At 70.7% G+C, this 22,150-nt stretch carries 23 protein-coding genes; 12 read left to right on the forward strand and 11 right to left on the reverse strand.

Annotation, left to right across the window (positions count from 1 at the left end; translation table 11 throughout):
- The first annotated feature begins 8 nt into the window (after positions 1-8).
- A complete protein-coding gene (locus AB0878_RS28490) occupies positions 9-599 on the forward strand; it encodes an FKBP-type peptidyl-prolyl cis-trans isomerase (protein ID WP_366583289.1) in 591 nt (196 codons plus the stop codon).
- 3 nt (positions 600-602) lie between these two features.
- The gene (locus tag AB0878_RS28495) at positions 603-878 is read left to right on the forward strand and encodes a cold shock domain-containing protein (RefSeq protein ID WP_366583290.1); all 276 of its coding nucleotides are present in this window, start codon (positions 603-605) and stop codon (positions 876-878) included.
- Between the two features lie 39 nt (positions 879-917).
- On the opposite strand, the gene AB0878_RS28500 is transcribed toward AB0878_RS28495, so the two are convergent.
- On the reverse strand, positions 918-1,889 hold the full coding sequence (locus AB0878_RS28500) for a quinone oxidoreductase (RefSeq protein ID WP_366583291.1): 972 nt from the start codon (positions 1,887-1,889) through the stop codon (positions 918-920).
- Between the two features lie 99 nt (positions 1,890-1,988).
- On the opposite strand from AB0878_RS28500, the gene AB0878_RS28505 reads away from it, so the two are divergent.
- Positions 1,989-2,306, forward strand: coding sequence for a hypothetical protein (locus tag AB0878_RS28505; RefSeq protein WP_366583292.1), 318 nt, complete (start codon positions 1,989-1,991; stop codon positions 2,304-2,306).
- Positions 2,303-3,169 carry a hypothetical protein gene (locus AB0878_RS28510; RefSeq protein WP_366583293.1) on the forward strand — a complete coding sequence of 289 codons (867 nt, stop codon included), beginning with the start codon at positions 2,303-2,305 and terminating at the stop codon, positions 3,167-3,169. Before AB0878_RS28505 ends, AB0878_RS28510 begins: the two co-directional genes overlap by 4 nt.
- A gap of 13 nt (positions 3,170-3,182) precedes the next feature.
- Here AB0878_RS28510 and AB0878_RS28515 read toward each other — a convergent pair whose 3' ends face one another.
- From AB0878_RS28515 to AB0878_RS28535, 5 genes are all read right to left on the reverse strand, one after another.
- A complete protein-coding gene (locus tag AB0878_RS28515; protein WP_366583294.1) occupies positions 3,183-4,010 on the reverse strand; it encodes a carbohydrate ABC transporter permease in 828 nt (275 codons plus the stop codon).
- Positions 4,003-4,947 carry a sugar ABC transporter permease gene (locus AB0878_RS28520; RefSeq protein ID WP_366583295.1) on the reverse strand — a complete coding sequence of 315 codons (945 nt, stop codon included), beginning with the start codon at positions 4,945-4,947 and terminating at the stop codon, positions 4,003-4,005. The genes AB0878_RS28515 and AB0878_RS28520 overlap by 8 nt, the downstream gene beginning before the upstream one ends.
- Before the next feature lie 5 nt (positions 4,948-4,952).
- The gene (locus tag AB0878_RS28525) at positions 4,953-6,257 is read right to left on the reverse strand and encodes a sugar ABC transporter substrate-binding protein (protein ID WP_366583296.1); all 1,305 of its coding nucleotides are present in this window, start codon (positions 6,255-6,257) and stop codon (positions 4,953-4,955) included.
- A 37-nt stretch (positions 6,258-6,294) separates the two neighbouring features.
- On the reverse strand, positions 6,295-7,449 hold the full coding sequence (locus tag AB0878_RS28530; RefSeq protein ID WP_366583297.1) for a Gfo/Idh/MocA family oxidoreductase: 1,155 nt from the start codon (positions 7,447-7,449) through the stop codon (positions 6,295-6,297).
- 174 nt (positions 7,450-7,623) lie between these two features.
- Positions 7,624-8,412, reverse strand: coding sequence for a DeoR/GlpR family DNA-binding transcription regulator (locus AB0878_RS28535; protein ID WP_366583298.1), 789 nt, complete (start codon positions 8,410-8,412; stop codon positions 7,624-7,626).
- Between the two features lie 165 nt (positions 8,413-8,577).
- On the opposite strand from AB0878_RS28535, the gene AB0878_RS28540 reads away from it, so the two are divergent.
- The 4 genes from AB0878_RS28540 to AB0878_RS28555 all read left to right on the forward strand — a co-directional run bounded on the left by AB0878_RS28540 (position 8,578) and on the right by AB0878_RS28555 (position 12,215).
- On the forward strand, positions 8,578-9,456 hold the full coding sequence (locus AB0878_RS28540; RefSeq protein ID WP_366583299.1) for a sugar isomerase: 879 nt from the start codon (positions 8,578-8,580) through the stop codon (positions 9,454-9,456).
- Complete coding sequence (locus AB0878_RS28545; protein ID WP_366583300.1) at positions 9,456-10,301, forward strand: ROK family protein; 846 nt, start codon at positions 9,456-9,458, stop codon at positions 10,299-10,301. Before AB0878_RS28540 ends, AB0878_RS28545 begins: the two co-directional genes overlap by 1 nt.
- 184 nt (positions 10,302-10,485) lie before the next feature.
- Positions 10,486-11,382, forward strand: a complete 897-nt coding sequence (locus AB0878_RS28550) for a 1-phosphofructokinase family hexose kinase (protein ID WP_366583301.1) — start codon at positions 10,486-10,488, stop codon at positions 11,380-11,382.
- Entirely contained in the window at positions 11,379-12,215 is an 837-nt protein-coding gene (locus tag AB0878_RS28555; RefSeq protein WP_366583302.1) for a class II fructose-bisphosphate aldolase, read from the forward strand. Before AB0878_RS28550 ends, AB0878_RS28555 begins: the two co-directional genes overlap by 4 nt.
- Here AB0878_RS28555 and AB0878_RS28560 read toward each other — a convergent pair.
- From AB0878_RS28560 to mptB, 5 genes are all read right to left on the reverse strand, one after another.
- Entirely contained in the window at positions 12,212-13,144 is a 933-nt protein-coding gene (locus AB0878_RS28560; protein ID WP_366583303.1) for an acyl-CoA desaturase, read from the reverse strand. The genes AB0878_RS28555 and AB0878_RS28560 overlap by 4 nt on opposite strands.
- Positions 13,145-13,262: 118 nt before the next feature.
- A complete protein-coding gene (locus AB0878_RS28565) occupies positions 13,263-14,240 on the reverse strand; it encodes a COX15/CtaA family protein (RefSeq protein ID WP_366583304.1) in 978 nt (325 codons plus the stop codon).
- A gap of 82 nt (positions 14,241-14,322) precedes the next feature.
- Positions 14,323-15,048, reverse strand: coding sequence for an ABC transporter permease (locus AB0878_RS28570; RefSeq protein ID WP_366583341.1), 726 nt, complete (start codon positions 15,046-15,048; stop codon positions 14,323-14,325).
- A gap of 59 nt (positions 15,049-15,107) precedes the next feature.
- Positions 15,108-16,034 (reverse strand): ABC transporter ATP-binding protein, encoded by a 927-nt coding sequence (locus AB0878_RS28575; protein WP_366583305.1) that lies wholly within the window; start codon positions 16,032-16,034, stop codon positions 15,108-15,110.
- Positions 16,035-16,040: 6 nt separating this feature from the next.
- The gene (gene mptB, locus AB0878_RS28580; RefSeq protein WP_366583342.1) at positions 16,041-17,639 is read right to left on the reverse strand and encodes a polyprenol phosphomannose-dependent alpha 1,6 mannosyltransferase MptB; all 1,599 of its coding nucleotides are present in this window, start codon (positions 17,637-17,639) and stop codon (positions 16,041-16,043) included.
- A 245-nt stretch (positions 17,640-17,884) separates the two neighbouring features.
- Between mptB and AB0878_RS28585 the strand changes: the two genes are divergently transcribed.
- From AB0878_RS28585 to sufC, 4 genes are read left to right on the forward strand one after another with little or no spacing between them, the layout of a single operon-like run.
- Complete coding sequence (locus tag AB0878_RS28585; protein ID WP_366583343.1) at positions 17,885-18,673, forward strand: metalloregulator ArsR/SmtB family transcription factor; 789 nt, start codon at positions 17,885-17,887, stop codon at positions 18,671-18,673.
- Complete coding sequence (gene sufB / locus AB0878_RS28590) at positions 18,670-20,118, forward strand: Fe-S cluster assembly protein SufB (protein ID WP_364047737.1); 1,449 nt, start codon at positions 18,670-18,672, stop codon at positions 20,116-20,118. Before AB0878_RS28585 ends, sufB begins: the two co-directional genes overlap by 4 nt.
- A gap of 2 nt (positions 20,119-20,120) precedes the next feature.
- Complete coding sequence (gene sufD, locus AB0878_RS28595) at positions 20,121-21,293, forward strand: Fe-S cluster assembly protein SufD (RefSeq protein WP_366583306.1); 1,173 nt, start codon at positions 20,121-20,123, stop codon at positions 21,291-21,293.
- A gap of 41 nt (positions 21,294-21,334) precedes the next feature.
- A complete protein-coding gene (sufC, locus tag AB0878_RS28600) occupies positions 21,335-22,105 on the forward strand; it encodes a Fe-S cluster assembly ATPase SufC (RefSeq protein ID WP_354882361.1) in 771 nt (256 codons plus the stop codon).
- Positions 22,106-22,150: the final 45 nt, after the last annotated feature.

Raw genomic sequence — 22,150 nt, forward strand, 5'->3', positions numbered from 1 at the left:
TGCCGGGCATGCAGAGAATCGGCAAGATCGCCTCCGTGGGCGCCGTGGCGGTGGCCGCGGCGTTCAGCCTGTCCGCGTGCGGTGACGACTCGACGAGCGCGAGTACCCAGCAGCCGTCCCAGCCGTCCGCGCCCGCCGCACCGTCGAGCTCGGCCGCGCAGGCCGCCCAGACCAAGGGCCGCGAGTGCACCGCGGACGACATCAAGACCACCGGGACCTTCGGCCAGGCGCCGACGATCACCATCCCGGACGACTGCGATCCGCCGAAGAAGCTGATCACGAAGGACCTGGTCGCGGGCACCGGCAACGGCGCGAAGGCCGGCCAGAAAGTGTCGATGAACTACTCGCTGGTCACCTGGTCGGACAAGCAGAAGCTCGACAGCTCGTTCGACCGCGGCCAGACCTTCGACCTGACGCTCGGCGCGGGCGAGGTCATCCCCGGCTGGGACCAGGGCCTCGTCGGCATCAAGCAGGGCGGGCGCCGGCTGCTGATCATCCCGCCCGACCTCGGTTACGGTCAGGGCGGCAACGGCATCGCGCCGAACGAGACCCTCGTTTTCGTCACCGACGCCGTCACGGTGCCGAACGACAAGAGCTGAGCCGTGGCCCGCACCGTCCACCGCGGCTGGGTCGTGCTCTGGCACGACGAGGACGGCTGGGGCGTGCTGGAGTCGCGGACGGTGCCCGAGCAGGTCTGGGCCCACTACTCGCACGTGGACATGCCCGGGTTCCGGCGGCTGAGCGCCGGTGCCGAGGTCGAGTTCACCGTCGAGCGCGCCGAGCAGGACGGCTTCCATTGGCGGGCGGTCTCCGTCACGGAACGGCCACCCGAGAAGCCGAAGAACCCGAAGCAGCCCAAGAAGCCCAAGCAGCGCTGAACCGCCGGGCCAGGCACCCACCTGGCCCGGCGGATCGCGTCACGGGACGAGGATCAGCTTCCCGGTCGTCCGGCGGCCCTGCAGGTCTTCGTGCGCCTTGCGGGCGTCGGCCAGCGGGTAGCGGCCGCCGATGCGGATGTCGAGCGAACCGTCGGTCACGGCGGCGAACAGCTCGTCCGCGCGCCAGTCGAGCTCCTCGCGCGTGCGGACGTAGTGGCCGGACGTCGGGCGGGTCAGGAACAGTGAGCCGCCCGAGTTGAGGCGCTGCGGGTCGATCGGCGGCACCGGGCCGCTGGCCGCGCCGAACAGCGCGAGCATGCCGCGGATGCGCAGGCTGGCCAGGCTGCCGTCGACGGTGTCCTTGCCGACGCCGTCGTAGACCACGTGCACGCCCTCGCCGTCGGTCAGCTCGCGCGTGACCTCGGCGAAGTCCTCGCGGTCGTAGCGGATCACGTGGTCGGCGCCGGCCCCGCGGGCCAGCTCGGCCTTCTCCTCGGTGGACACCGTGCCGATCACGCGCGCGCCCCGCGCCTTCGCGAGCTGCACCAGCAGCAGGCCGACACCGCCGGCCGCGGCGTGGACCAGCACGTCGTCGCCCGGCTTGACCTCGTACGTCGAGCGCACGAGGTAGTGGGCGGTGATGCCCTGCAGCATCGTGGCGGCGGCGACCTCGTCGGACACCCCGGCGGGCACCTTCACGGCGACGGCCGCGGGCACCAGCTTGCGCGCCGCGTAGCTGCCCAGCGAGCCCTGCCAGGCCACGCGGTCACCCGGGGCGAACGCCGTCACGCCCTCGCCGACCTCGGCCACGGTGCCCGCGCCCTCCAGGCCGAGCACGAACGGCAGGTCGATCGGGTAGATGCCCTGGCGCTGGTAGGTGTCGATGTAGTTGACGCCGGCCGCGGCCACGTCCACCAGCAGCTCACCGGCACCGGGCGAGCCGACCTCGACCTCGGTGACCTCCAGTACCTCGGGACCACCGGTCGTCCTGACCTGCACAGCGGACGGCATGTTTCCTCCTCGCGTCGGGTTGGGCACTCACCGGTGCCAACTATGGCCGACACCACGCTTGTTCCGCGTCACCGGGTGAGACCGGTTAAGCTCGCCGACGTGGCTGAGGAGACCGAGCAGACGCCCCCCGCACCGACCGGACGGCAGCTGGCCGCCGCCCGTGACTTCGTGGCGCGGCACGGGAAACCGTCGCGCGCGGTGGTCGAGAACATCGGCCGGATCGGCGCCCGCGTGGTGCTCGTCGGAGCCGACGGCGCCCTCGGCGACGTGATCGTGCCGGCCCCGGAGACGGGCACGGCGCTCGTCGAGGCGGTCGACGACCTCGAACCGGCCGAATGGGACAGCGAGACCGTGAAGGCGACCAAGATCGGCGCGGCCCACCGCCGCAAGATGGCCGGTCCGCGAGCCGGCCGGTGAACCGCGAAGCGATCTTCGTCGCCTGCGCGCAGATGCCGGAGGGCGACGGCGACGACACCGCCGCCGCGGCCGCCCTCGACGACCTCGGCTTCGGCGTCCGCTGGGCCGTCTGGGACGACCCGGGCGCCGACTTCTCCACCGCCGACCTCGTGGTGCTGCGCGCGACCTGGGACTACCCCGAGCGCCGCGCCGAGTTCCTCGACTGGTGCGAGACCGTGCCGACGCTGGCCAATCCCGCCGCGGTCGTGCGCTGGAACACCGACAAGGCCTATCTCGTCGAGCTGCTCGACGCGGGCGTGCCCACGGTGCCGACCACGCTGGTCGAGCCGGGTGAGCAGGCGAAGTGGCCGAAGGTGCCGTTCGTGGTGAAGCCGTCGGTCGGCGCGGGTTCGCGCGGCGCCGCCCGTTTCGGCGCCGACGCCGCGGGCGCGGCCGAGCACCTGCGCGAGCTGCACGCCGACGGCCGCACCGCCGTCGTCCAGCCGTACCAGTCCAGTGTGGACAGCCAGGGCGAGATCGCGCTCGTGTACTTCGGCGGCGTTTATTCGCACGCCTTCACGAAGGGCGCGATGCTCGGGGCCGGCACCGACCCGTCGGGCCTGTTCCTCACGGAGAAGCTCGCGCCGGCCGTCCCGGCGTCCGGTGTGCGCGCCGTCGCGGAGGACGCCCTGGACGCGGCGTGCTCGCTCATGGGCATCCTGCGGGCCGAACTGCTCTACGCCCGCGCGGACATCGTGCGCGGCGAGGACGGGCACCCGCTCGTGCTGGAGCTCGAGCTGGCCGAACCGTCACTCGGCTTCCGCAACGCCGACGCGGGGGCCCCGTTGAGGTTCGCGTCGGCGGTGCGGCAGCAGCTGGCCTAGTTCAGTTCACGGGTTACTTCAGGCCCGAGGACGCCAGCCCGTCGATCACCCGGCGTTGCAGCAGGATGAACAGGATCAGGATCGGCGCCATCGCAAGCAGGCTCGCGGCCATCAGCACGGGGTAGTTCACCGTCACGTCGCCGGCCAGGGTGGCCAGCGCGGCCGACAGCGGCATCTGCGTGGCGCGCGTGGACACCACGAGCGGCCACAGCAGCTCGTTCCACGACCACAGCACGGCCGAGATGGCGAGCACGCTGATGCTCGGGCGCACCACGGGCAGCAGCACGCTCCAGAACGTCCGCAACGGCCCGCTGCCGTCGATGCGCGCCGCCTCCTCCAGCTCCGCCGGGAGGTTGAGGAAGGCCGTGCGCATGAGGAAGGTGCCGTACGCGCTGAACAGCCCGGGCGCGACGATGCCGGCCAGGGTGTTGAGCCAGCCGAGGTTCTGCACGATCTGGTACTGCGAGATCAGGTAGGCCTGCGAGGGCACCAGCAGGATCGACAGCACGAGCCCCAGCAGCACCGCGCGGCCGCGGAAGCGCATGCGGGCGAACGCGTAGCCGGCCAGGGTGCACAGCACGATCTGGGCGAGGGTGCGGATCACCGTGATGAGCACCGACGTCCACAGCTGCGACAGGAACGGCAGCCGCTGGAACACCACCGCGTAGTTGGACCACTGCAGGTGCGCGGGCCAGAACGTGGGGGTGACGCTCTGCACCTCGGCGTTGGTGGACAACGACATCACGATCTGCCACAGGAACGGGAAGGCCATGATGAGGCCGCCGACCCCGAGCACGAGGTGGATCAGGGCGTGGGACTGCCGGCGTCGGGCTCTAGGCATTTCCGGCCCACCTCCGTTGCAAGCGGAACTGCAGGAGCGTGACGAGACCGATCAGCACGAAGATGACCATCGCGATCGCCGCGGCGAAACCCTTGTCGTTCTCGACGAAACCCGCGTTGTAGAAGTAATAGACGAGCGACATCGTCTTCGGCAGCACCGCGTTGTGGTTGCCCAGCAACGCGTACAGCAGGTCGAAGAGCTGGAAGCTCGCGATGGTGGTCACCACGACCACGAAGAACACGCTGGGCGCCAGCAGCGGCAGCGTGATCGAGCGGAACTGGCGGAAGCGGCTCGCACCGTCGAGCTCGGCGGCTTCGTACAGCTCCGGCGGGATGTTCTTCAGGCCCGCGCCGAGCACGATCATCGAGAAGCCCAGCGACGACCACAGGCCGACCACGGCCACCGCGGCGAGCGCGAAGCCCGGCGTGTTGACCCACGACGGGCCGGGGATCCCGATCAGCGACAGCGCCCAGTTGAGGATGCCGTAGTCGCCGTTGAAGATGATCCGCCACACCAGCGCCACGGCGGCGGGCATCGCCACGTAGGGCAGGAAGAACAGCACGCGGTAGAACTGCGCGAACCGCAGGCCCGGGGTGTTGAGCAGGCTCGCGAGCCAGGCCGCGATCGGCACGCCGAGCAGCACCACCGCCGTGTAGATCAGGGTGTTCAGCAGCGACCGGTACAGCTGCGGGTCGGTGAACAGCCGGCTGTAGTTGTCCAGCCCGGACCACTTGAAGCCGCCGAACACGCCCCAGGTGGTGAACGAGTAGAACGCCGTCTGCAGGATCGGCCAGATGTAGAAGACGAGCACGCCGGCCAGCAGCGGCAGCACGAACGCCCAGGGCCACAGGCCGTCCCCGCGCCGGACGCCGCGCCGCGCCCGCCGGGTGGCGGGAGCGGCGGGCGCCGGAGCGGACTCGGAGACGTCGGCGGACACGGCACTCATTCCTTGGCCAGGTCCGCGTTCATCTGCGAGGTCAGGTCTTTCAGCACGGCGTCGACGGGCTTGGTGCCGTCGAAGGCGTCGGGCAGCAGGTTGGTCTCCAGCGTGTTCCACGCGGCGGTGTTCTTCGACACCGGCAGCGGCTTGGCGTAGGAGACCTCGTCGAGGAACAGCTGCAGGTCCACGCCCGGCATGGACTTCGCGAACGCGTCCTGCGTGCCGGTGTAGGCCGGGATCACGGCGCCGAGGTCACCCTGCTGCTGCTGGGCTTCCTTGCTCGCCAGGAACACCTGCAACGCCTGCGCGGCCTGCTTGTTCGGGCTGTTCGCGGCGACCACGTTGGACAGACCGTGGATCACGGTCGCCTGCTGGTCGCCCTTCGGCACGGGCAGCACCGCGACGTCCTTGGCGATCGGCGCGGCCGCGACCTCGCTACGGGCCCAGCTGCCGCCCTGGTACATCGCCGACTTGCCGGAGACGAACCACTGGTCACCGGTGGTGTCGGTGAGCTGCTTGATGGTCGGCATCGCCTTGGACTTCACGAGGTCGGTCCAGAACTGGATGCCCTTTTGCGTCTTCGGGTCGTCGTAGGTCGAGGTCTTGCCGTCGGGCGAGATCACGGAGCCGCCGGACTGGAAGATGGTGTTGTAGTAGGTGGTCTGGCCGTCCATGCCGGCGGAGATGCCGTAGACGCCCTTGCTCGCGAGCTTCTGGGAGATCTGCGCGGCGGTGGACTGGAAGTCGGCCCACGTCCAGTCCTTGCTCGGGATCGGCACGCCGGCCTCGGCGAACAGCGCCTTGTTGATCCAGACGCCGATGGTGTCGAAGTCCTTCGGCACGCCGTACTGCACACCGTCCAATGTGTACAGCTGGTCCAGCGACTGCGGGTAGTTCTTCGGGTCGATCGCGCCGGCCTTGACCTCGCCGGTGATGGGCTCGATCTTGCCGTTGCTCGCGTAGAGCTGGAAGTTGGGGCCGTTCATCCAGAACAGGTCGGGCAGGCTGTCGCTGGAGGCCTCGGTCTGCAGCTTGGTGAAGTAGTTGGCGAACGGCGTGACGTCCACGTTCACCTTGACGTTCGGGTACTTCTTGGTGAACTCGGCGAGGTTGGCGTTGATCGCCTTGACCTGGGTCTGGTCCCAGACCGCGTAGGTCAGGTTCGCCGAGATGTTCGCGTCGGGCGGGCTGTACGGGGTGTCCGAATCGGACGCTGTGGACGCACCCGTGGACGAGCACGCGGCGAGTGTGGCGGCGGCCACCGTGCCGGCCACGGCGGCCAGGGCTCGGCGGGGGAATGAGGCCATCGGGATTCCTTTCAGCGGGCGGGGGAGGATCGGGAGGTCAGCGGGTGCCGGTGGGGAAGTGCGCGCGCACGGCGGCGGGCAGCTCGGGCACGTCGAGGGGGACCGAGCCGGTACGCAGCGACCGGGTGGCGAGCGCGCCTGCGGCCACGGCCTCGCGGGCGGCGACCGGGGAGAGCGTCGGGGTCTCGCCGTCGATCACGTAACGCAGGAACTCGGTCATCGTGAGCAGGTCGGCGTCGGCGTGGCCTTCCTCGACGCCCGAGATCGGGTACTCGCGGTCGCCTTCGGTCGACCAGCCGCGGCGGTGGTTCCAGACCTTCACCACGCCGCCACCGGTGTCGCCGAAGTTCTCGGCGCGGCCCTCGGTGCCGATCACGGTGTAGTTGCGCCAGTAGTCCGGGGTGAAGTGGCACTGCTCGTAGCTGGCGAGCACGCCGTTGTCAAGGGTCATCAGCACCATCGAGACGTCCTCGACGTCGACCACCTCGTTGAGGCCGGTCTGCGTGGCGGGGGGCCAGTTGTCGAAGGAGAACCAGTCCTGCATCAGCTCGTTCTCGTGGCCGCCGCGGTCGGTGATGTCGCCGTAGACCGCGAGCCGGCCCATGCCGACCACGCGGCGGGTGTAGCCGCCGGCGAGCATGTGGATCACGTCGAGGTCGTGGCTGGCCTTCTGCAGCAGCAGGGAGTTGACCTTGCTGCGGTCGGCGTGCCAGTCCTTGAAGTAGTAGTCGCCGCCGTTGCCGACGAAGTGGCGGCACCACACGGTTTTGACCTCGCCGATCTCGCCGCGGGCCACGACTTCGCGCAGCGCCCGGGCCACGCCCGAGTGTCGGAAGTTGTGTCCGATGTAGAGCGGTGTGTTCGACTCCTGCGCGGCGGCCAGCACGGCGTCGGCGTCTTCGAGCGTGATCGCGAGCGGCTTCTCGAGGTAGACGGCGATGCCCGCGCGCAGCAGGTCGACCGCGATCTCGGCGTGGGTCCAGTCCGGCGCGGTCACGATCGCGGCGTCGACGAGTTTGCGCTCGATCAGGTCCGTGTGCTGCTCGACGACGTCGATCTCGCCGAACAGCTCACGGGCCCGGGCGCGGCCGGCCTCGGTCGGGTCCGCCGCGGCCACCACGGTCGCGGCCAGCCCGGACTCCGCGATGTGCCGGGCGATGACGGCCCGCTGGCCGACTCCCACCACACCCACGCGGACAGCTTCGCCGTTTCCCACCTGGTCACCTCACCTCTGCGTGATATTGATCTGCATGATGGCAAACCAATCACTAATGCACAACACGCGATGACAAGTCTGCTCAGACGCGTGCGCGAACCGTTACTCGGGCCGTGACCGGTCCGCGATCGGCTCGGGGCCGGCTCGTGGTCAGCTCGCGACCACGAGGTCGACCGACGCGGCGGCCAGCTCGGCGGCGAACGAAGCGGGCACTTCGGCGTCCGTGACCAGCACGTCGATCTCCGCGAGGCGGCAGATGCGCGCGAAGGTGGACTTCATCAGCTTCGTGGCGTCGGCGACCACGATCACGCGCCGCGCGACCTGGCTGAAGTGCCGGCTGACCTCGGCTTCTCCCTCGTGCAGCGTGGTGGCGCCGTACTGCGCGCTCAGCCCGTCGACGCCCAGGATCACGGTGTCGAGGGCGAACGCGGCGAGCGCGTTGGACACGAGTGAGCCGACCAGTTCGTAGGACTGGCGGCGGGCCACGCCGCCGGTGACCACGATCTTCACGTGCGCGCGCACCGACAGCTCGTAACCGATGTTCAGGGCGTTGGTGACGATGGTCAGGCCGGTCTCGCCGTCGGCGCGGATGAACCGCTCGCTCTTGCCGAGCGCGCGGGCGACCTCGGTGGTCGTGGTGCCGCCGTTGATCCCCACCGTTTCGCCGGGCCGGACCAGCTCGGCGGCGGTACGGGCGATCGCGGTCTTGGCCTCGGCCTGGCGCGCGATCTTGTACTGGAGCGGCAGCTCGTAGCCGGCGCCGAGGGCCGCCGCGCCGCCGTGCGTGCGGGTGATCAGGCGCTGATCGGCGAGGATCGAGAGGTCGCGGCGCGCGGTGGCGGGGGAGATGCCGAGCGTTTCGCCGATCTCCGTGATCGTCACGTTCCCTCGTTCGCTCACCAGCTCGAGCAGGGCGTTGAGGCGTTGCTGGGGTGTCATCGGGCGGCTCGCGTTCGAGGTCGAGGGCAGGACCGACTCATCCTAGAGGTCATCTCCACTGAGCCGGATGATTGAAGATGACGTATATCGCTCACTCCAATCAAGAATGATCGTCTATGCTCACGTCTGCGATCACGTCGATCGCCCTTGGCTCGAAAGGTCTCCATGTCCGACTCCTTCGTGTCCCGTGAGCTCGCGTCCCAACCGCAGATGTGGCGTACGGCGGCCGAGCTGTTCCCCTCCGTCGCGAGCGCGCTGCCGCAGCCGGGGGAACGCGTCGCCGTCGTCGGGTGCGGCACCAGCTGGTTCATCGCCATGAGCTACGCCGTCGCGCGCGAGCAGCGCGGGCACGGCCTGACCGACGCGTTCGCCGGGTCCGAGTACCCGCGTGAGCGCCAGTACGACCGAGTGGTCGCGATCTCGCGCTCCGGCACCACGACCGAGATCGTCGACCTGCTCGGCGCACTCGGTTCGCAGCGCACGGTGCTGATCACGGCCGTCGGCGACGCGCCGGCCGCCGCGGTGGCCGGCGAGGTCGTCGAACTTCCCTTCGCCGACGAGGAATCCGTGGTGCAGACGCGGTTCGCGACGACCACGCTCGCGCTGCTGCGCGCGGGGCTCGGCGACGACGTCGACGCGCTGGCGGCGCAGGCCGAGCAGGCGCTGCAGGTGCCGATCACCGACCTGCTCGACGCCGAGCAGGTGAGCTTCATCGGCCGCGACGCCGCCGTGGGCCTCACGTTCGAAGCCGCGCTGAAGACGCGCGAGGCCGCGCAGTTCTGGGCGGAGTCGTACCCGGCCATGGACTACCGCCACGGCCCGATCGCGATCGCGCAGCCCGGCCGGCTCGTGTGGTCGCTCGGCGCGACGCCCGAGGGCCTGGCCGACGACATCGCCCGCACCGGCGCGACGTTCGTCCACCACGACTTCGACCCGATGGCGGCTTTGGTTGTGGTGCAACGGTTCGCGGTCGCGCTGGCCGTGCGCCGCGGGCTCGACCCCGACCACCCGCGTTCGCTCACGCGCTCGGTCATCCTCACCTGATGGCCGTGCTGGGTGTCGACGTCGGCGGCACCACGGTCAAGGCGCGCGTCACCGGCGACGACGGCGCGGTGCTCGCGCAGTGGCGCGAACCCACGCCGACGGGCGACCCGCAGGCGCTGGCGGGGCTCGTGCGCCGCGCCACCGAGTGGTACCCGGTCGACGCGGTGGGCCTCGTCGTGCCCGGCATCGTCGACGAACGCGCCGGCTTGTGCCTGCAGGCCGTGAACCTCGGCTGGCGCGACGTTCCGGTGCGGGAACTCGTGTCCGCTGCGGTGGCCGTGCCGGTGGCGTTCGGGCAGGACGTCCGCGCCGGCGCGCTCGCCGAGGTCCGCACGGGTGCTGCGGCCGGGTCTTCGGAACCGGTGCTGTTCGCCGCCGTCGGCACGGGCCTGGCCGGCGCCCTGGTGGTCGACGGCCGGGTGCTCGACAGCCCGTGGGCCGGCGAAATCGGCCAGGTGCTCCTGGCCGGCGGCGGCCGAGTAGAGGAGGTCGCTTCCGCCTCGGCCCTCGCCCGCCACGCCGGCGCCCCCGACGCCTTCACCGTCGCCGAACGTGTCCGCGGCGGCGACGGCGCCGCGCTGGCCGCCTGGCGCGAGTGCGTCCGCGTGCTCGCCGAATCCATCGCCTGGACCACCGCCGCCGTGGGCTGCGCCACCGTCGTGGTCGGCGGCGGCCTGGCCGAAGCGGGCGCCCTCCTGCTCGACCCCCTCACCCAGGAGGTCGCCGCGCGCCTCGGCATCCTCCGCGCTCCCGCCCTCGTCCGCGCCCACCACGGCGACGCGGCGGCGGTCATCGGCGCGACGCTGCTGGCGCAGGACATGCTGGCCGCGGGAATGGCCCGATGACCGGCGTTGTGCTCGATCCGGCAGGGGGAGCCACCGATGGCGTGGCGCGGTACGAGTCGGTGATCGTGCGAGCGCACCGAGGTCGCGCGGCGCCTGTCGGTGGAGGACTCGTTCGTCGTGGGCGCCCTCCCGCGCTCGCTGCGACGTTGCCGGCGCAGGACTTGCCGGCCGCGGGAGTGGCCCGATGATCGTCGTGGTCACGCCGAATCCGGCGGTCGACGTCACCTACCGCGTGGCGCGGCACGAGCCCGGGGAGACGAATCGGGTGCTGGAGGTTCAGCGGAGGCCCGGGGGCAAGGGGCTGAACGTCGCGCGGGTGCTGGCCGGGCTGGGGGTCGAGGTACTGGCACTGCTGCCGCTCGGGGGTGAGGCCGGGCGGTGGGTCGCGGGCGAACTGACTGTGCCGCATGAAGTCTCGCCGCTCGCGGGGGAGACGCGCACGACGGTGACCGTCGTGGGTGAGGGGCATCCGACCGTCTACACCGAGCCCGGGCCGGAGACGAGCGAAGCCGAGTGGGCGGCGTTCGCAGAGTTGCTCGGGCGGCGGCTGGCGGGCTCGGACCTGCTGGTGGTCTCGGGGTCGTTGCCGCGAGGGGCGCGGGCGGGATTGCTCGGCGACTGGGTGCGGGCGGCGCACGAAGCCGGTGTCCGGGTGCTCGCCGACGTTTCCGGGCCCGCGTTGCTGGAAGCGGCGAACGCCGGGGCGGACGTGGTGAAGCCGAACCTCGCGGAGCTGCTCGAAGCGACGTCCACTGTGGACGAAACCGCCGGCGCCGCCGAACTGGCGCGACGAGGCGCCGGGCTGGTGGTCGTTTCGCGTGGCGCCGAGGGGATTGCCGCGCACACCGCCGAACAACTCCTTGAAATCCCCGCCATCCGCGGCGTCACCGGAAACCCGACCGGAGCCGGCGACGCCGCGACCGCCGGCCTGGCACAGGCGCTCGTCGACGGCGTCCCGCTCGACCGAGCCCTTCGCCGCGCGGCCGCGCTCGGGGCGGCGGCCGTGCTGCGTCCGGTGGCGGGCGAGGTCGACCTCGAGGCCTACCGACGTTTTCTCGAATCGAACGGAGAACCCGCATGATCACCCGCCCGGCTCTCGCCCGGATCCTCGCGTCGGCGCGTGAGCGCAACGCCGGGGTCGGCGCGTTCAACGTGATCCTGCTCGAACACGCCGAGGCCATCGCGAGCGGTGCCGAACAGGCCGGTGTGCCCGTGGTGCTGCAGATCAGTGAGAACTGCGTGCGCTACCACGGCGGGCTGGCGCCGATCGCGCTCGCGTCGCTGGAGATCGCCAGGCGGGCGAAGGTCGAGGTGCTCGTGCACCTGGACCACATCGAGGACCAGGACCTGGTGCGCGAGGGCGTCGAGCTCGGCGTGGACAGCGTCATGTACGACGGGTCCCGCCTGCCCTACGACGAGAACGTGCGCACCACCCGTGAGATCGCCGACCTGTGCCACGCGGCAGGCATCGCCGTGGAGGCGGAGCTGGGTGAGGTCGGCGGCAAGGACGGCGTCCACGCTCCCGGCGCCCGCACCGACCCGGCCGAGGCCGCCGCGTTCGTGAAGGCCACGGGCGTCGACGCGCTGGCGGTCGCCGTCGGCACGTCGCACGCCATGGTGTCGCGCACGGCCAGCGTCGACCGCGCGCTCGTCTCGCGGCTGCGCGACGCGGTGGCGGTGCCGCTGGTGCTGCACGGCTCGTCCGGCCTGTCCGACGAGGAACTGCGCGGCGCCGTCGAGAGCGGGATGACGAAGATCAACATCTCGACGCACCTGAACGGCCTGTTCACCCGCTCGCTCAAGCAGTTCCTCGACGAGCGGCCGGACGTCGTCGACCCGCGCAAGTACGTGCGGCTCGGGCGCGCGGCCGTCGAGGAGGAGACCGCGCGCCTGCTGCGCCTGCTCGCGGCTTAGGCCGGCTGCTTCCGCTTGGCGGCCAGGCGATCGGCCCGGGGCCACCGCACGTCGGTGGCCCAGCCGAAGCGCTCGAACAGCCAGATCACGCGCGCCGACACGTCGACCTGGCCGCGCAGCACGCCGTGGCGGGCGCAGGTCGGGTCGGCGTGGTGGGAGTTGTGCCACGACTCGCCCATGGACAGGATCGCGAGCGGCCAGAAGTTGGCGGCCTTGTCACGGCTGGCGAACGGGCGCTCGCCGATCAGGTGGCACACGGAGTTGACCGACCAGGTCACGTGGTGCAGCAACGCGATGCGCACCAGGCCCGCCCAGAAGAACGCCGTGACCGCGCCCCACCACGACCACGTGATCAGCCCGCCCAGCGCGGCCGGCAGGGCGACGCTCAGCGCGATCCACAGCGCGAAGAACCGGTTCACCAGCCGCAGGTCGCGGTCGCCGACGAGGTCCGGGGCGAAGCGGTCGGCGTTGGTCACCTCGCGCTTGAACATCCAGCCCATGTGCGCGTGCCAGAACCCGCGCAGCAACGCCGCCGGCGACGTCCCGAACAGCCACGGCGAGTGCGGATCACCCTCGCGGTCGGCGAACGCGTGGTGACGGCGGTGGCTCGCGACCCAGAAGATCACCGAGCCCTGCACCGCCATGCTCCCCGACACCGCCAGCGCGATCCGCAGCGCGCGCGGCGCCTTGAACGCACCGTGCGTGAAGTAACGGTGGTACCCGACGGTCACACCGAGCGTGCCGAACGTGTAGAAGACCGCGAACAGCGCCGCGTCGACCCAGCTGAGCCCCCAGCCCCACAGCAGCGGGACGGCGGCCACCAGCGCCACGAACGGCACCAGCAGAAACGTCTTGAGCACGACCATCTCCGCCGGACCCCGGCGTCCGGAGATCAACGGCTTCACGGTGCTGGACGGGACGGACGTCATGAGCGTCACCTCGCGGCGCTTCGGATGGCGGTTCCGAGCCGAAGGGTAGGTGCCCGTTCTGTCCGCTGCGCCGACGGCGAGCCGACGGAGAGTTACGAAGACGTGGCCGTCCGGGGCGTCAGCCGGCCGGGGTGAGTTCGCGGTCCGCCGGGGGTGCCGGCTCCAGCGAGACCGCCGGGCCGCGGTCGCGGGTGCTGGTCCACAGCGTCGCGGTGACGACGATGACCAGGGCCGAGCCGAGCACGTGGAACGACACCATCGCCTCGGGCACGCCGAGCGCGTACTGCACCGTTCCCAGCACGCCCTGCGCGAGCGCCACCGCCCAGACCCACGCGTAGCGCTGCCACACGCTCTTCGGCGCGCCCACGCGCAGCAGCTGCAGGCCGAAGACCGCGAGCACCACGAGGTAGACGATCAGGAGTCCGCTGTGGACCTGGGCGAGCTTCTCGATGGGAACGTCGAGGCGGTGGGTGTGGATGTCGCCGCCGTGGGGGCCGGCGCCGGTGACGGTCGTGCCGGCGATGAGGACGGCCCACATCAGTACCGTCAGCAGCACCAGCACCTTGCGGCCCAATGGCGGCACGAGCGGGCGCGCGGGTTCGTCGCCTTCGCGGAACGCGCGCAGCAGCAGCACGGCGAGCCAGATCAACGGCGTGGACGCGAGGAAGTGGATCGCGACCGTCCACCATTCCAGCTTCGCCAGCACCGTGATGCCGCCGAGCACGGCCTGCAGCACGACACCGCCCGGCATCGTCCACGCGAGCACCAGCAGGCGCTTGCGGCTCGGGTGGTCGATGAGGATGCGCCACGCCGTCAGTACCGCCAGGGCGGCCACGACGATGACCGCGCCCGTCAGCATGCGGTTCGAGAACTCGATCCACTGGTTGACCGCGTGGATCCCGGGGTGCTGCACCGGCACGAGACTGCCGGGCACGCACTGCGGCCACGTCGGGCAGCCGAGGCCCGAACCCGTCACCCGCACCACGGACCCCGTGACGCCGATGCCGCCCATCGCCACCACGGAGGCGATCCCGACGGCCCCCTGGACCGCGACGGACGGATAGGGCAGGCGGGCGATCAAACTGCGAAGAGACACGGGGGAATCGTACTCGCGCACAATTCCGCGCTTTCCTGCTGTGTGCGTGGAGACGCTTTTCTCACACCCGTTTCACGGGCACTCAGGTGAGTTTTGTGGTCCGTGTCGCGATAAGTCCGGCCACGATCGCCCACACCGCCAGCACGGCCATCGGCCCGAAGGCGAAGTGGCCGTCGACCAGTGCCGCACGCATGCCTTCCGCGAGCGCGCCCGAGGGCAGCAGCGAGACGACCACGCCGAGGCCCGTCGGCAGAGCCGAAGGCGCCAGCAGGATTCCGCCGGCGAGCAGCAGCACGAACCACACGATGTTGGCCAGCGCCAGCACCGCTTCGGCGCGCAGCGCGCCACCCAGCAGCACGCCCAGGGCACCGAACGCGGCCGTGCCCAGCACCAGCAGCACGATCGCCGCCGCGATCCCGGCGCCCGAAGGCGACCAGCCCAGGAACGCCGCCACCACGCCGATCACGATCGACTGCAGCAAGACCACCACGAGCGCCGCGACCACGCGCCCGGCCACGAGGAGCCAGCGCGGCAGCGCGGTGGCCGAAAGCCGCTTGAGCACGCCGTAGCGCCGGTCGAAGCCGAGCGCGATGGCCTGTCCCGTGAACGCCGACGACATCACGGCCAGCGCGAGGATCCGCGGCGTGATCCAGTCCACTTTGGACGTCGAGCCGAGCTGGCTCGCGGGCAGGATGTCGAGCAGGCTCAGGCCGATGAGCAGCGCGAGCGGGATGATCAGCGTGAGCAGCAGCTGTTCGCCGTGGCGCAGCGTCAACGCGGCCTCGACGCGCGCGTGCGTGCGCAGCATCCGGCCCAGCGGCCCGCGGCCCGGCGCGGGGGTGAAGGTGCCTTCGGGGAACGTCGTGCTCACGCTCGCAGCTCCCGTCCGGTCAGCTCGAGGAAAACCTCTTCCAGCGTGCGCCGCCCGACCTGCAGCTGTTCGGGCAGCACGCCCTGTTGCGCACACCACGACGTGACGGTCGACACCACCTGCGGATCCACCGCGCCTTCCACGAGGTACGAGCCGGGCGAGGACTCGGTCACGCGATACCCCTCCGGCAACGCCGCCGTGAGCAGCGACAGGTCCAGCCGCGTGCGCGCGCGGAACCGCAGCTGCGCCGCGTCTCCTTCTTCCAGCGTCAGCGCGTGGGGCGAGCCCTGGACGACGACCTTGCCGTGGTCCACGATCACCACCTGGTCGGCGAGCGCTTCGGCCTCTTCCATGAGGTGCGTGGTGAGCAGCACGCTCACGCCATCGCTGCGCAGCGCGGCCAGCAGCTCCCACACCAGGCGCCGCGCCTGCGGGTCCATGCCCGCGGTCGGCTCGTCGAGGAACACCAGCTCGGGCCGCCCGACGAGCGCGCACGCGAGCGAAAGCCGTTGCTGCTGCCCGCCCGAGAGGCGTTTGAACGGGGTGCGCTTCGCGCCGGCCAGCCCGAGCACGTCGAGCAGCCACGCGGGGTCGAGCGGGTTCGCCGCGCACGACGCGACCAGGCCGAGCATCTCCGCCGCGTGCACACCCGGGTAGGCGCCGCCGCCCTGCGGCATGATGCCGACGCGCGGGCGCAGCCGGGCGCTGTTCTTCACGGGATCGAGGCCGAGGACCCGGACGTTTCCGGCGTCAGGCTTGCGAAACCCTTCGCAGATCTCCACCGTGGTCGTCTTGCCCGCGCCGTTGGGGCCGAGCAAGGCCAGCAGGCAGCCACGCTCCATCCGCAGGTCGAGCCCGTCGACCGCAGTGGTGGAGCCGTAGCTTTTCACCAGGCCGGTGATCTCGACCGCGGGGTTGTCCACAACGAATCACGATACGACGTCCACCACGGCGGGCCGTTCCGGGGACGTCCTGGAGAGCAGGAGCGGCGAAAGCCGGTACACCCACGCGAGCCCGCCGAGCGTCACGAGCACGGCGGCGCCGTAGGCCCACGGCAGGATGTAGGCGTGGCCGTCGAACGTGCTCCCGGTGGGCGGCAGCAGGAACGGCAGGCCGGCGCTGATCACGGTCGCGGCCACGCGGAACCGCGACGTGCCCGCCGCCGCGGCCAGGGGGATCACGGCCCACAGCACGTACCAGGGTTGCAGGTTGATCTGCAGGATCATCGCGGCGCCGAGCGCCACCCCGAGCCCGATGATGGGCCGGTAGCGCCACTTGAAGCTGGCCCACAGGAATTTCACGGTGACGAACGCCGTCACCAGGTAGCCGAGCGCACCGACGATGGGCACCAGCGCGTCGGTGTGGTTGCCCAGGCCCAGCGCGATGCCGAGCACCCCGGTGAGGTTCGCGAGCTCGGCGGTGGGGGAGATCCACGACCGCACGAGGCCGGGGGTGCCGAGCGCGCCGATCCAGCCGAAGCCCAGGCCGGTGCCGTAGCAGACGGCCACGAGCACCACGCCGAACAGCGCCGCCATCGGCACGCCCGCCCACACGAGGTCCTTGATCCGCCCGTGCCAGCGCCGCGCCACCATCACGGCGAAGAACGGCAACGCGAGCAGCGCCGGCACCTTGACCGCGGCCCCGAGCGTGATGATCGCGACACCGAGCCCGATGCACAGCAGTTCGCCCCGGGCCAGCGGTGGCGGCGTGTCGCCCTTGATGCGCACCGGCAGCCGCCGGATGCCGACCTCGAGCCCGGCGACCATCAGCCCGATGGCCAGCGCGTCGTTGTGGGCGCCGGCGATGAAGTGGAAGATCAGCAACGGGTTGGCCGCGCCCAGCCACAGCGCCGTGACCGGTTGCACGCCGAAGCGGCGCGCCAGCCGCGGCACGGCCCACACGATGAGGACCACGCCGACGAGCGCCAGGCCGCGCTGCAGCAGCACACCCGTCACGATGTTGTTGCCGCCGATCGGCGCGAGCCAGCCGCCCAGGCGCAGCAGCAGCGGCCCGTACGGCGCCGGCGTCTCGCGCCACATGTTGGCCACGCCCGCGGTGAGCGGGTCGGCCACGCCGAGCGCCTGGGCCGGGCCGAGGGTGTACGGGTCCATCCCGCGGTGCACGATCTCGCTCTGCGCGAGGTAGCTGTAGACGTCCCGGGAGAACAGGGGCGGGATGAGCAGCAGCGGCGCCACCCACATCGCGATCGTGCGGGCCATCTGGCCCTGGCCGGCCAGGCGGGCGCTCGCGGGCCGGGCGAACCGGCCGAGCATGAGCCAGCTCAGCACGAGGATGCCCATGCCCGAGAACGCGATGGCGAGCGAGACTGTCGGGATGCGGGTGAACAGGCGCAGCACCGGCAGGTCCTGCACCGGGTTGATCACCGGTGCCGCGCCGGCGCCGAGCGAGCCGAGCGCGAGGAACAGCGAGCCGACCGTGCCGAAGCGGCGGACGATGTCGAGGCCGCGGCGTTCGGCCTGGTCGAGCGGCTGCGGCTCGTGCGGGCGGACGGGCGAAGGTGGCGCCACGGCCGTCGCCGTGTCGCCGGGTGTGCCCACTTCCGGGTCCCGTTGCACGGGTTGCTCGCCGACTGCCACGTCAGGAAGGGTATCGAGTCCCTTCCGTGGTGACTCGGGTCACTGCCGGACACCCCGCCTTTGCTCCTGCGCCGGAAATAAGACACACTTGTGTTGTGAAAAAGAACGGGACGCCCGAGGACGAGGTCTGCGAGGAGTTCGGCGATCAGCCGCGCACCGCGGACGTCGGCGTTCCCGTGCAGGTCAGCCCGGCCAATGTGGCCGAAGGACGCACCCGTCACGAGGTGGCACGCCTGCTTCTCGAGCAGGGTCCGATGACCGCTGTAGTGGTCGCGGAACAGCTCGGCATCAGCCCCGCGGCCGTCCGCCGGCACCTGGACGCGCTGGTGGCCGACGGCGAGGCCGAGACGCGCGACGCGCCCCGGCGCGGTCCGCGCGGGCGCGGGCGCCCGGCCAAGTTCTTCCTGCTCACCGAGCCGGGCCGCGCCCGGTTCGGGCACGCCTACGACGACCTCGCCGTGTCGGCCATCCGGTTCCTCGCCGAGCACGCCGGCCCCGACGCCGTGCGCGCCTTCGCCGAGAGCCGAGTCGACGCGCTGGTGGGCCCGCACCGCTCCGCCATCACCGGTTCGAGTGATCCCGCGGAGCGCGCCGAGGCCCTGGCCACGGCCCTGACCAGGGAGGGCTACGCTGCGTCGACCCGCCAGGTCGGGGTTGGCGAACAGCTTTGCCAGCACCACTGCCCGGTCGCGCACGTCGCCGCGGAGTTCCCGCAGCTGTGCGAGGCCGAGACCGAGGCGTTCGCCCGGCTGCTCGGCACCCACGTGCAGCGGCTGGCGACGATCGCACGCGGCGACAACGCGTGCACCACACACGTACCCGTCGGCACGTCGGGTATCCCGGCCCTTCCCGAGCCGGACAGCACCAGGCCCTCCGGGACGACCGAGGCGGTTGCGGCGACGCAGCCGGCGCGGGCGGACCGGGGGCGTACAGCACGGATCCCGAATGGAGGGAAACCCGCATGACTGCCGCTGCCGAGCAGCGCACTCCCACCACCGCGCCACTGAGCCAGGAAGAGACCATCGAGTCCCTTGGCAAGTACGCGTTCGGCTGGGCCGACTCCGACGAGGCGGGCTCGACCGCCCGCCGCGGACTCAACGAGGACGTCGTCACCGACATCTCCTCGAAGAAGTCCGAGCCGGAGTGGATGCGCGAAGCCCGCTTGAAGGCGCTCAAGCTCTTCGAGCTGAAGCCGATGCCGAACTGGGGGGCCGACCTCTCCGGGATCGATTTCGACAACATCAAGTACTTCGTGCGCTCCACGGAGAAGCAGGCGGCCAGCTGGGAAGAACTTCCCGAGGACATCAAGAACACCTACGACAAGCTGGGCATCCCCGAGGCGGAGAAGCAGCGTCTCGTCGCCGGTGTCGCCGCGCAGTACGAGTCCGAGGTCGTCTACCACCAGATCCGCGAGGACCTGGAGGCGCAGGGCGTGCTGTTCCTGGACACCGACACCGCGCTCAAGGAGCACCCGGAGATCTTCCAGGAGCACTTCGGCTCCGTGATCCCGGCCGGTGACAACAAGTTCTCCGCGCTGAACACGGCGGTGTGGTCCGGCGGCTCGTTCATCTACGTGCCCAAGGGCGTGAAGGTGGACATCCCGCTGCAGGCCTACTTCCGGATCAACACCGAGAACATGGGCCAGTTCGAGCGCACGCTCATCATCGTCGACGAAGACGCCTACGTGCACTACGTCGAAGGCTGCACCGCGCCGATCTACCAGTCCGACTCGCTGCACTCGGCGGTCGTGGAGATCATCGTGAAGAAGGGCGGCCGCTGCCGCTACACGACGATCCAGAACTGGTCGAACAACGTCTACAACCTGGTCACCAAGCGCGCCAAGTGCGAAGAGGGCGCGACCATGGAGTGGATCGACGGCAACATCGGTTCCAAGGTCACCATGAAGTACCCGTCGGTGTTCCTCATGGGCGAGCACGCCAAGGGCGAGGTCCTCTCGGTCGCGTTCGCGGGCGAGGGCCAGCACCAGGACGCGGGCGCCAAGATGGAGCACCTCGCGCCGCACACCTCCTCGACCATCGTGTCGAAGTCGGTGGCGCGAGGCGGCGGCCGGACCTCCTACCGGGGCCTGGTCCGCGTCGCGAAGCGGGCGCACCACTCGCGCTCCAGCGTGGTCTGCGACGCCCTGCTGGTCGACACGATCTCGCGCTCGGACACCTACCCGTACGTGGACATCCGCAACGACGAGGTGTCCATGGGCCACGAGGCCACGGTGTCCAAGGTCAGCGAAGAGCAGCTGTTCTACCTGATGTCGCGCGGTCTCGACGAGGCCGAGGCGATGGCGATGATCGTGCGCGGGTTCGTGGAGCCCATCGCGCGTGAGCTGCCGATGGAGTACGCGCTCGAGCTGAACCGCCTGATCGAGCTCCAGATGGAAGGGTCCGTCGGCTAGTCATGTCGGTTACCGAGAACAACGTTGCCGAGTCGATGCGGGAGGGCGCCGTCATTCCGGCGGCCTCCCGCGCCGAGCGGTTCACCTCCTACGACGTCGAGGCCTTCGAGGTCCCGGGCGGCCGTGAGGAGAACTGGCGCTTCACCCCGATGAAGCGCCTGCGCGGCCTCCACGACGGCACGGCCGTCGCGTCCGGCGAGATCACGCTGGACGCGGACGCCGCGCCCGAGCTGAAGATCGAGACCGTCGGCCGCGACGACGCCCGCCTCGGCGAGGCCGGCGTGCCGAGCGACCGGATCGCGGCGCAGGCCTACTCGTCCTTCACCCAGGCCACCGTCGTGACGGTGCCGAAGGAGACCGCCGCGTCGAAGCCCTCGACGCTGCGCATCCACGGCCCCGGCGAGGGCAAGGTCGCCTACGGGCACCTGCAGGTCCGCGTCGAGGCGTTCGCGCAGGCCGTGATCGTGCTCGACCACGTGGGCTCCGGTACCTACGCCGACAACGTCGAGTTCGTCGTGGGCGACTCCGCGAAGCTCACCGTGGTCAGCGTCCAGGACTGGGCCGACGACGCGGTGCACGTGTCCGAGCAGCACCTCAAGCTCGGGCGCGACGCGGCGCTGAAGCACATCGTGATCACCCTGGGCGGCGACCTGGTCCGCGTCTCGCCGACGGCGGCCTTCGCCGAGCGCGGCGGCGACGTGGAGATGCTGGGCGTGTACTTCTCCGACGCCGGCCAGCACCAGGAGCACCGGCTGTTCGTGGACCACGCGGTGCCCAACTGCAAGTCGCGCGTGATGTACAAGGGCGCGCTGCAGGGTGACGGTGCCCACAGCGTGTGGATCGGGGACGTGCTGATCCGGGCGGCCGCCGAGGCCACCGACACCTACGAGCTCAACCGGAACCTGGTGCTCACGCCGGGTGCGCGGGCCGACTCGGTGCCGAACCTGGAGATCGAGACCGGCGAGATCGAAGGCGCCGGCCACGCGAGCGCGACGGGAAGGTTCGACGACGAGCAGTTGTTCTACCTCCTGTCGCGCGGGATCCCGGAGGACTCCGCGCGCCGGTTGGTCGTGCGCGGGTTCTTCCACGAGATCCTGGTCAAGATCGACGTTCCCGAGGTGCGCGAGCGCCTCGAGGCCGCCATCGAGGCCGAGCTCGAAGCCGTGGGCGCCTGAGCCCCCTCGTCCGTCCACACCAGACTTTTAGGAAACTGAGAATGGCTACCCTGGAAATCAAGGACCTGCACGCCTCGGTGAACACCGAGGAGGGTGCGAAGGAGATCCTGAAGGGCGTGAACCTGACCATCCGGTCGGGCGAGACCCACGCGATCATGGGCCCCAACGGCTCGGGCAAGTCCACCCTGTCCTACGCCATCGCCGGCCACCCGAAGTACCAGGTGACCTCCGGCGAGGTGCTGCTGGACGGCGAGAACGTGCTCGAGATGAGCGTGGACGAGCGTGCCCGCGCCGGCCTGTTCCTGGCCATGCAGTACCCGGTCGAGGTGCCCGGCGTCTCGATGTCCAACTTCCTCCGCACCGCGGCCACCGCGGTCCGTGGCGAGGCTCCCAAGCTGCGCCACTGGGTCAAGGAGGTCAAGGAGGAGATGGGCAAGCTCGAGATCTCGCAGGAGTTCGCCGAGCGTTCCGTGAACGAGGGCTTCTCCGGCGGCGAGAAGAAGCGCCACGAGATCCTGCAGCTGGCGCTGCTCAAGCCGAAGATCGCCATCCTCGACGAGACCGACTCCGGGCTCGACGTCGACGCGCTGCGCGTGGTTTCCGAGGGCGTCAACCAGTACAAGGCTTCGAGCGAGGTCGGCGTCATGCTGATCACGCACTACACCCGCATCCTCCGGCACATCACCCCGGACTTCGTGCACGTCTTCGCCGACGGGCGCATCGTCGAGTCCGGTGGCAAGGAGCTCGCCGACGAGCTCGAGGAGAACGGCTACGTGAAGTACGTGGGCAAGGCCGAGCCCGCCGCACTCTGAGTTTCGCCAGCACCACGAGAAGTTCCCGACTACACCGAGAGGAGT

It is taken from the genome of Amycolatopsis sp. NPDC047767, assembly GCF_040704195.1.
GTDB lineage: Bacteria > Actinomycetota > Actinomycetes > Mycobacteriales > Pseudonocardiaceae > Amycolatopsis.

What these genes read in the sequence shown, in the direction of transcription:
- AB0878_RS28500 (WP_366583291.1), bottom strand. Translation starts at nt 1,889, where the DNA reads ATGCCGTCCGCTGTGCAGGTCAGGACGACCGGTGGTCCCGAGGTACTG.
- sufB (WP_364047737.1), top strand. Translation starts at nt 18,670, where the DNA reads ATGACTGCCGCTGCCGAGCAGCGCACTCCCACCACCGCGCCACTGAGC.
- AB0878_RS28525 (WP_366583296.1), bottom strand. Translation starts at nt 6,257, where the DNA reads ATGGCCTCATTCCCCCGCCGAGCCCTGGCCGCCGTGGCCGGCACGGTG.
- AB0878_RS28535 (WP_366583298.1), bottom strand. Translation starts at nt 8,412, where the DNA reads ATGACACCCCAGCAACGCCTCAACGCCCTGCTCGAGCTGGTGAGCGAA.
- AB0878_RS28545 (WP_366583300.1), top strand. Translation starts at nt 9,456, where the DNA reads ATGGCCGTGCTGGGTGTCGACGTCGGCGGCACCACGGTCAAGGCGCGC.
- AB0878_RS28555 (WP_366583302.1), top strand. Translation starts at nt 11,379, where the DNA reads ATGATCACCCGCCCGGCTCTCGCCCGGATCCTCGCGTCGGCGCGTGAG.
- AB0878_RS28515 (WP_366583294.1), bottom strand. Translation starts at nt 4,010, where the DNA reads ATGCCTAGAGCCCGACGCCGGCAGTCCCACGCCCTGATCCACCTCGTG.
- AB0878_RS28570 (WP_366583341.1), bottom strand. Translation starts at nt 15,048, where the DNA reads ATGCTGCGCACGCACGCGCGCGTCGAGGCCGCGTTGACGCTGCGCCAC.
- sufD (WP_366583306.1), top strand. Translation starts at nt 20,121, where the DNA reads ATGTCGGTTACCGAGAACAACGTTGCCGAGTCGATGCGGGAGGGCGCC.
- AB0878_RS28490 (WP_366583289.1), top strand. Translation starts at nt 9, where the DNA reads ATGCAGAGAATCGGCAAGATCGCCTCCGTGGGCGCCGTGGCGGTGGCC.
- AB0878_RS28540 (WP_366583299.1), top strand. Translation starts at nt 8,578, where the DNA reads ATGTCCGACTCCTTCGTGTCCCGTGAGCTCGCGTCCCAACCGCAGATG.
- AB0878_RS28560 (WP_366583303.1), bottom strand. Translation starts at nt 13,144, where the DNA reads ATGACGTCCGTCCCGTCCAGCACCGTGAAGCCGTTGATCTCCGGACGC.
- AB0878_RS28550 (WP_366583301.1), top strand. Translation starts at nt 10,486, where the DNA reads ATGATCGTCGTGGTCACGCCGAATCCGGCGGTCGACGTCACCTACCGC.
- sufC (WP_354882361.1), top strand. Translation starts at nt 21,335, where the DNA reads ATGGCTACCCTGGAAATCAAGGACCTGCACGCCTCGGTGAACACCGAG.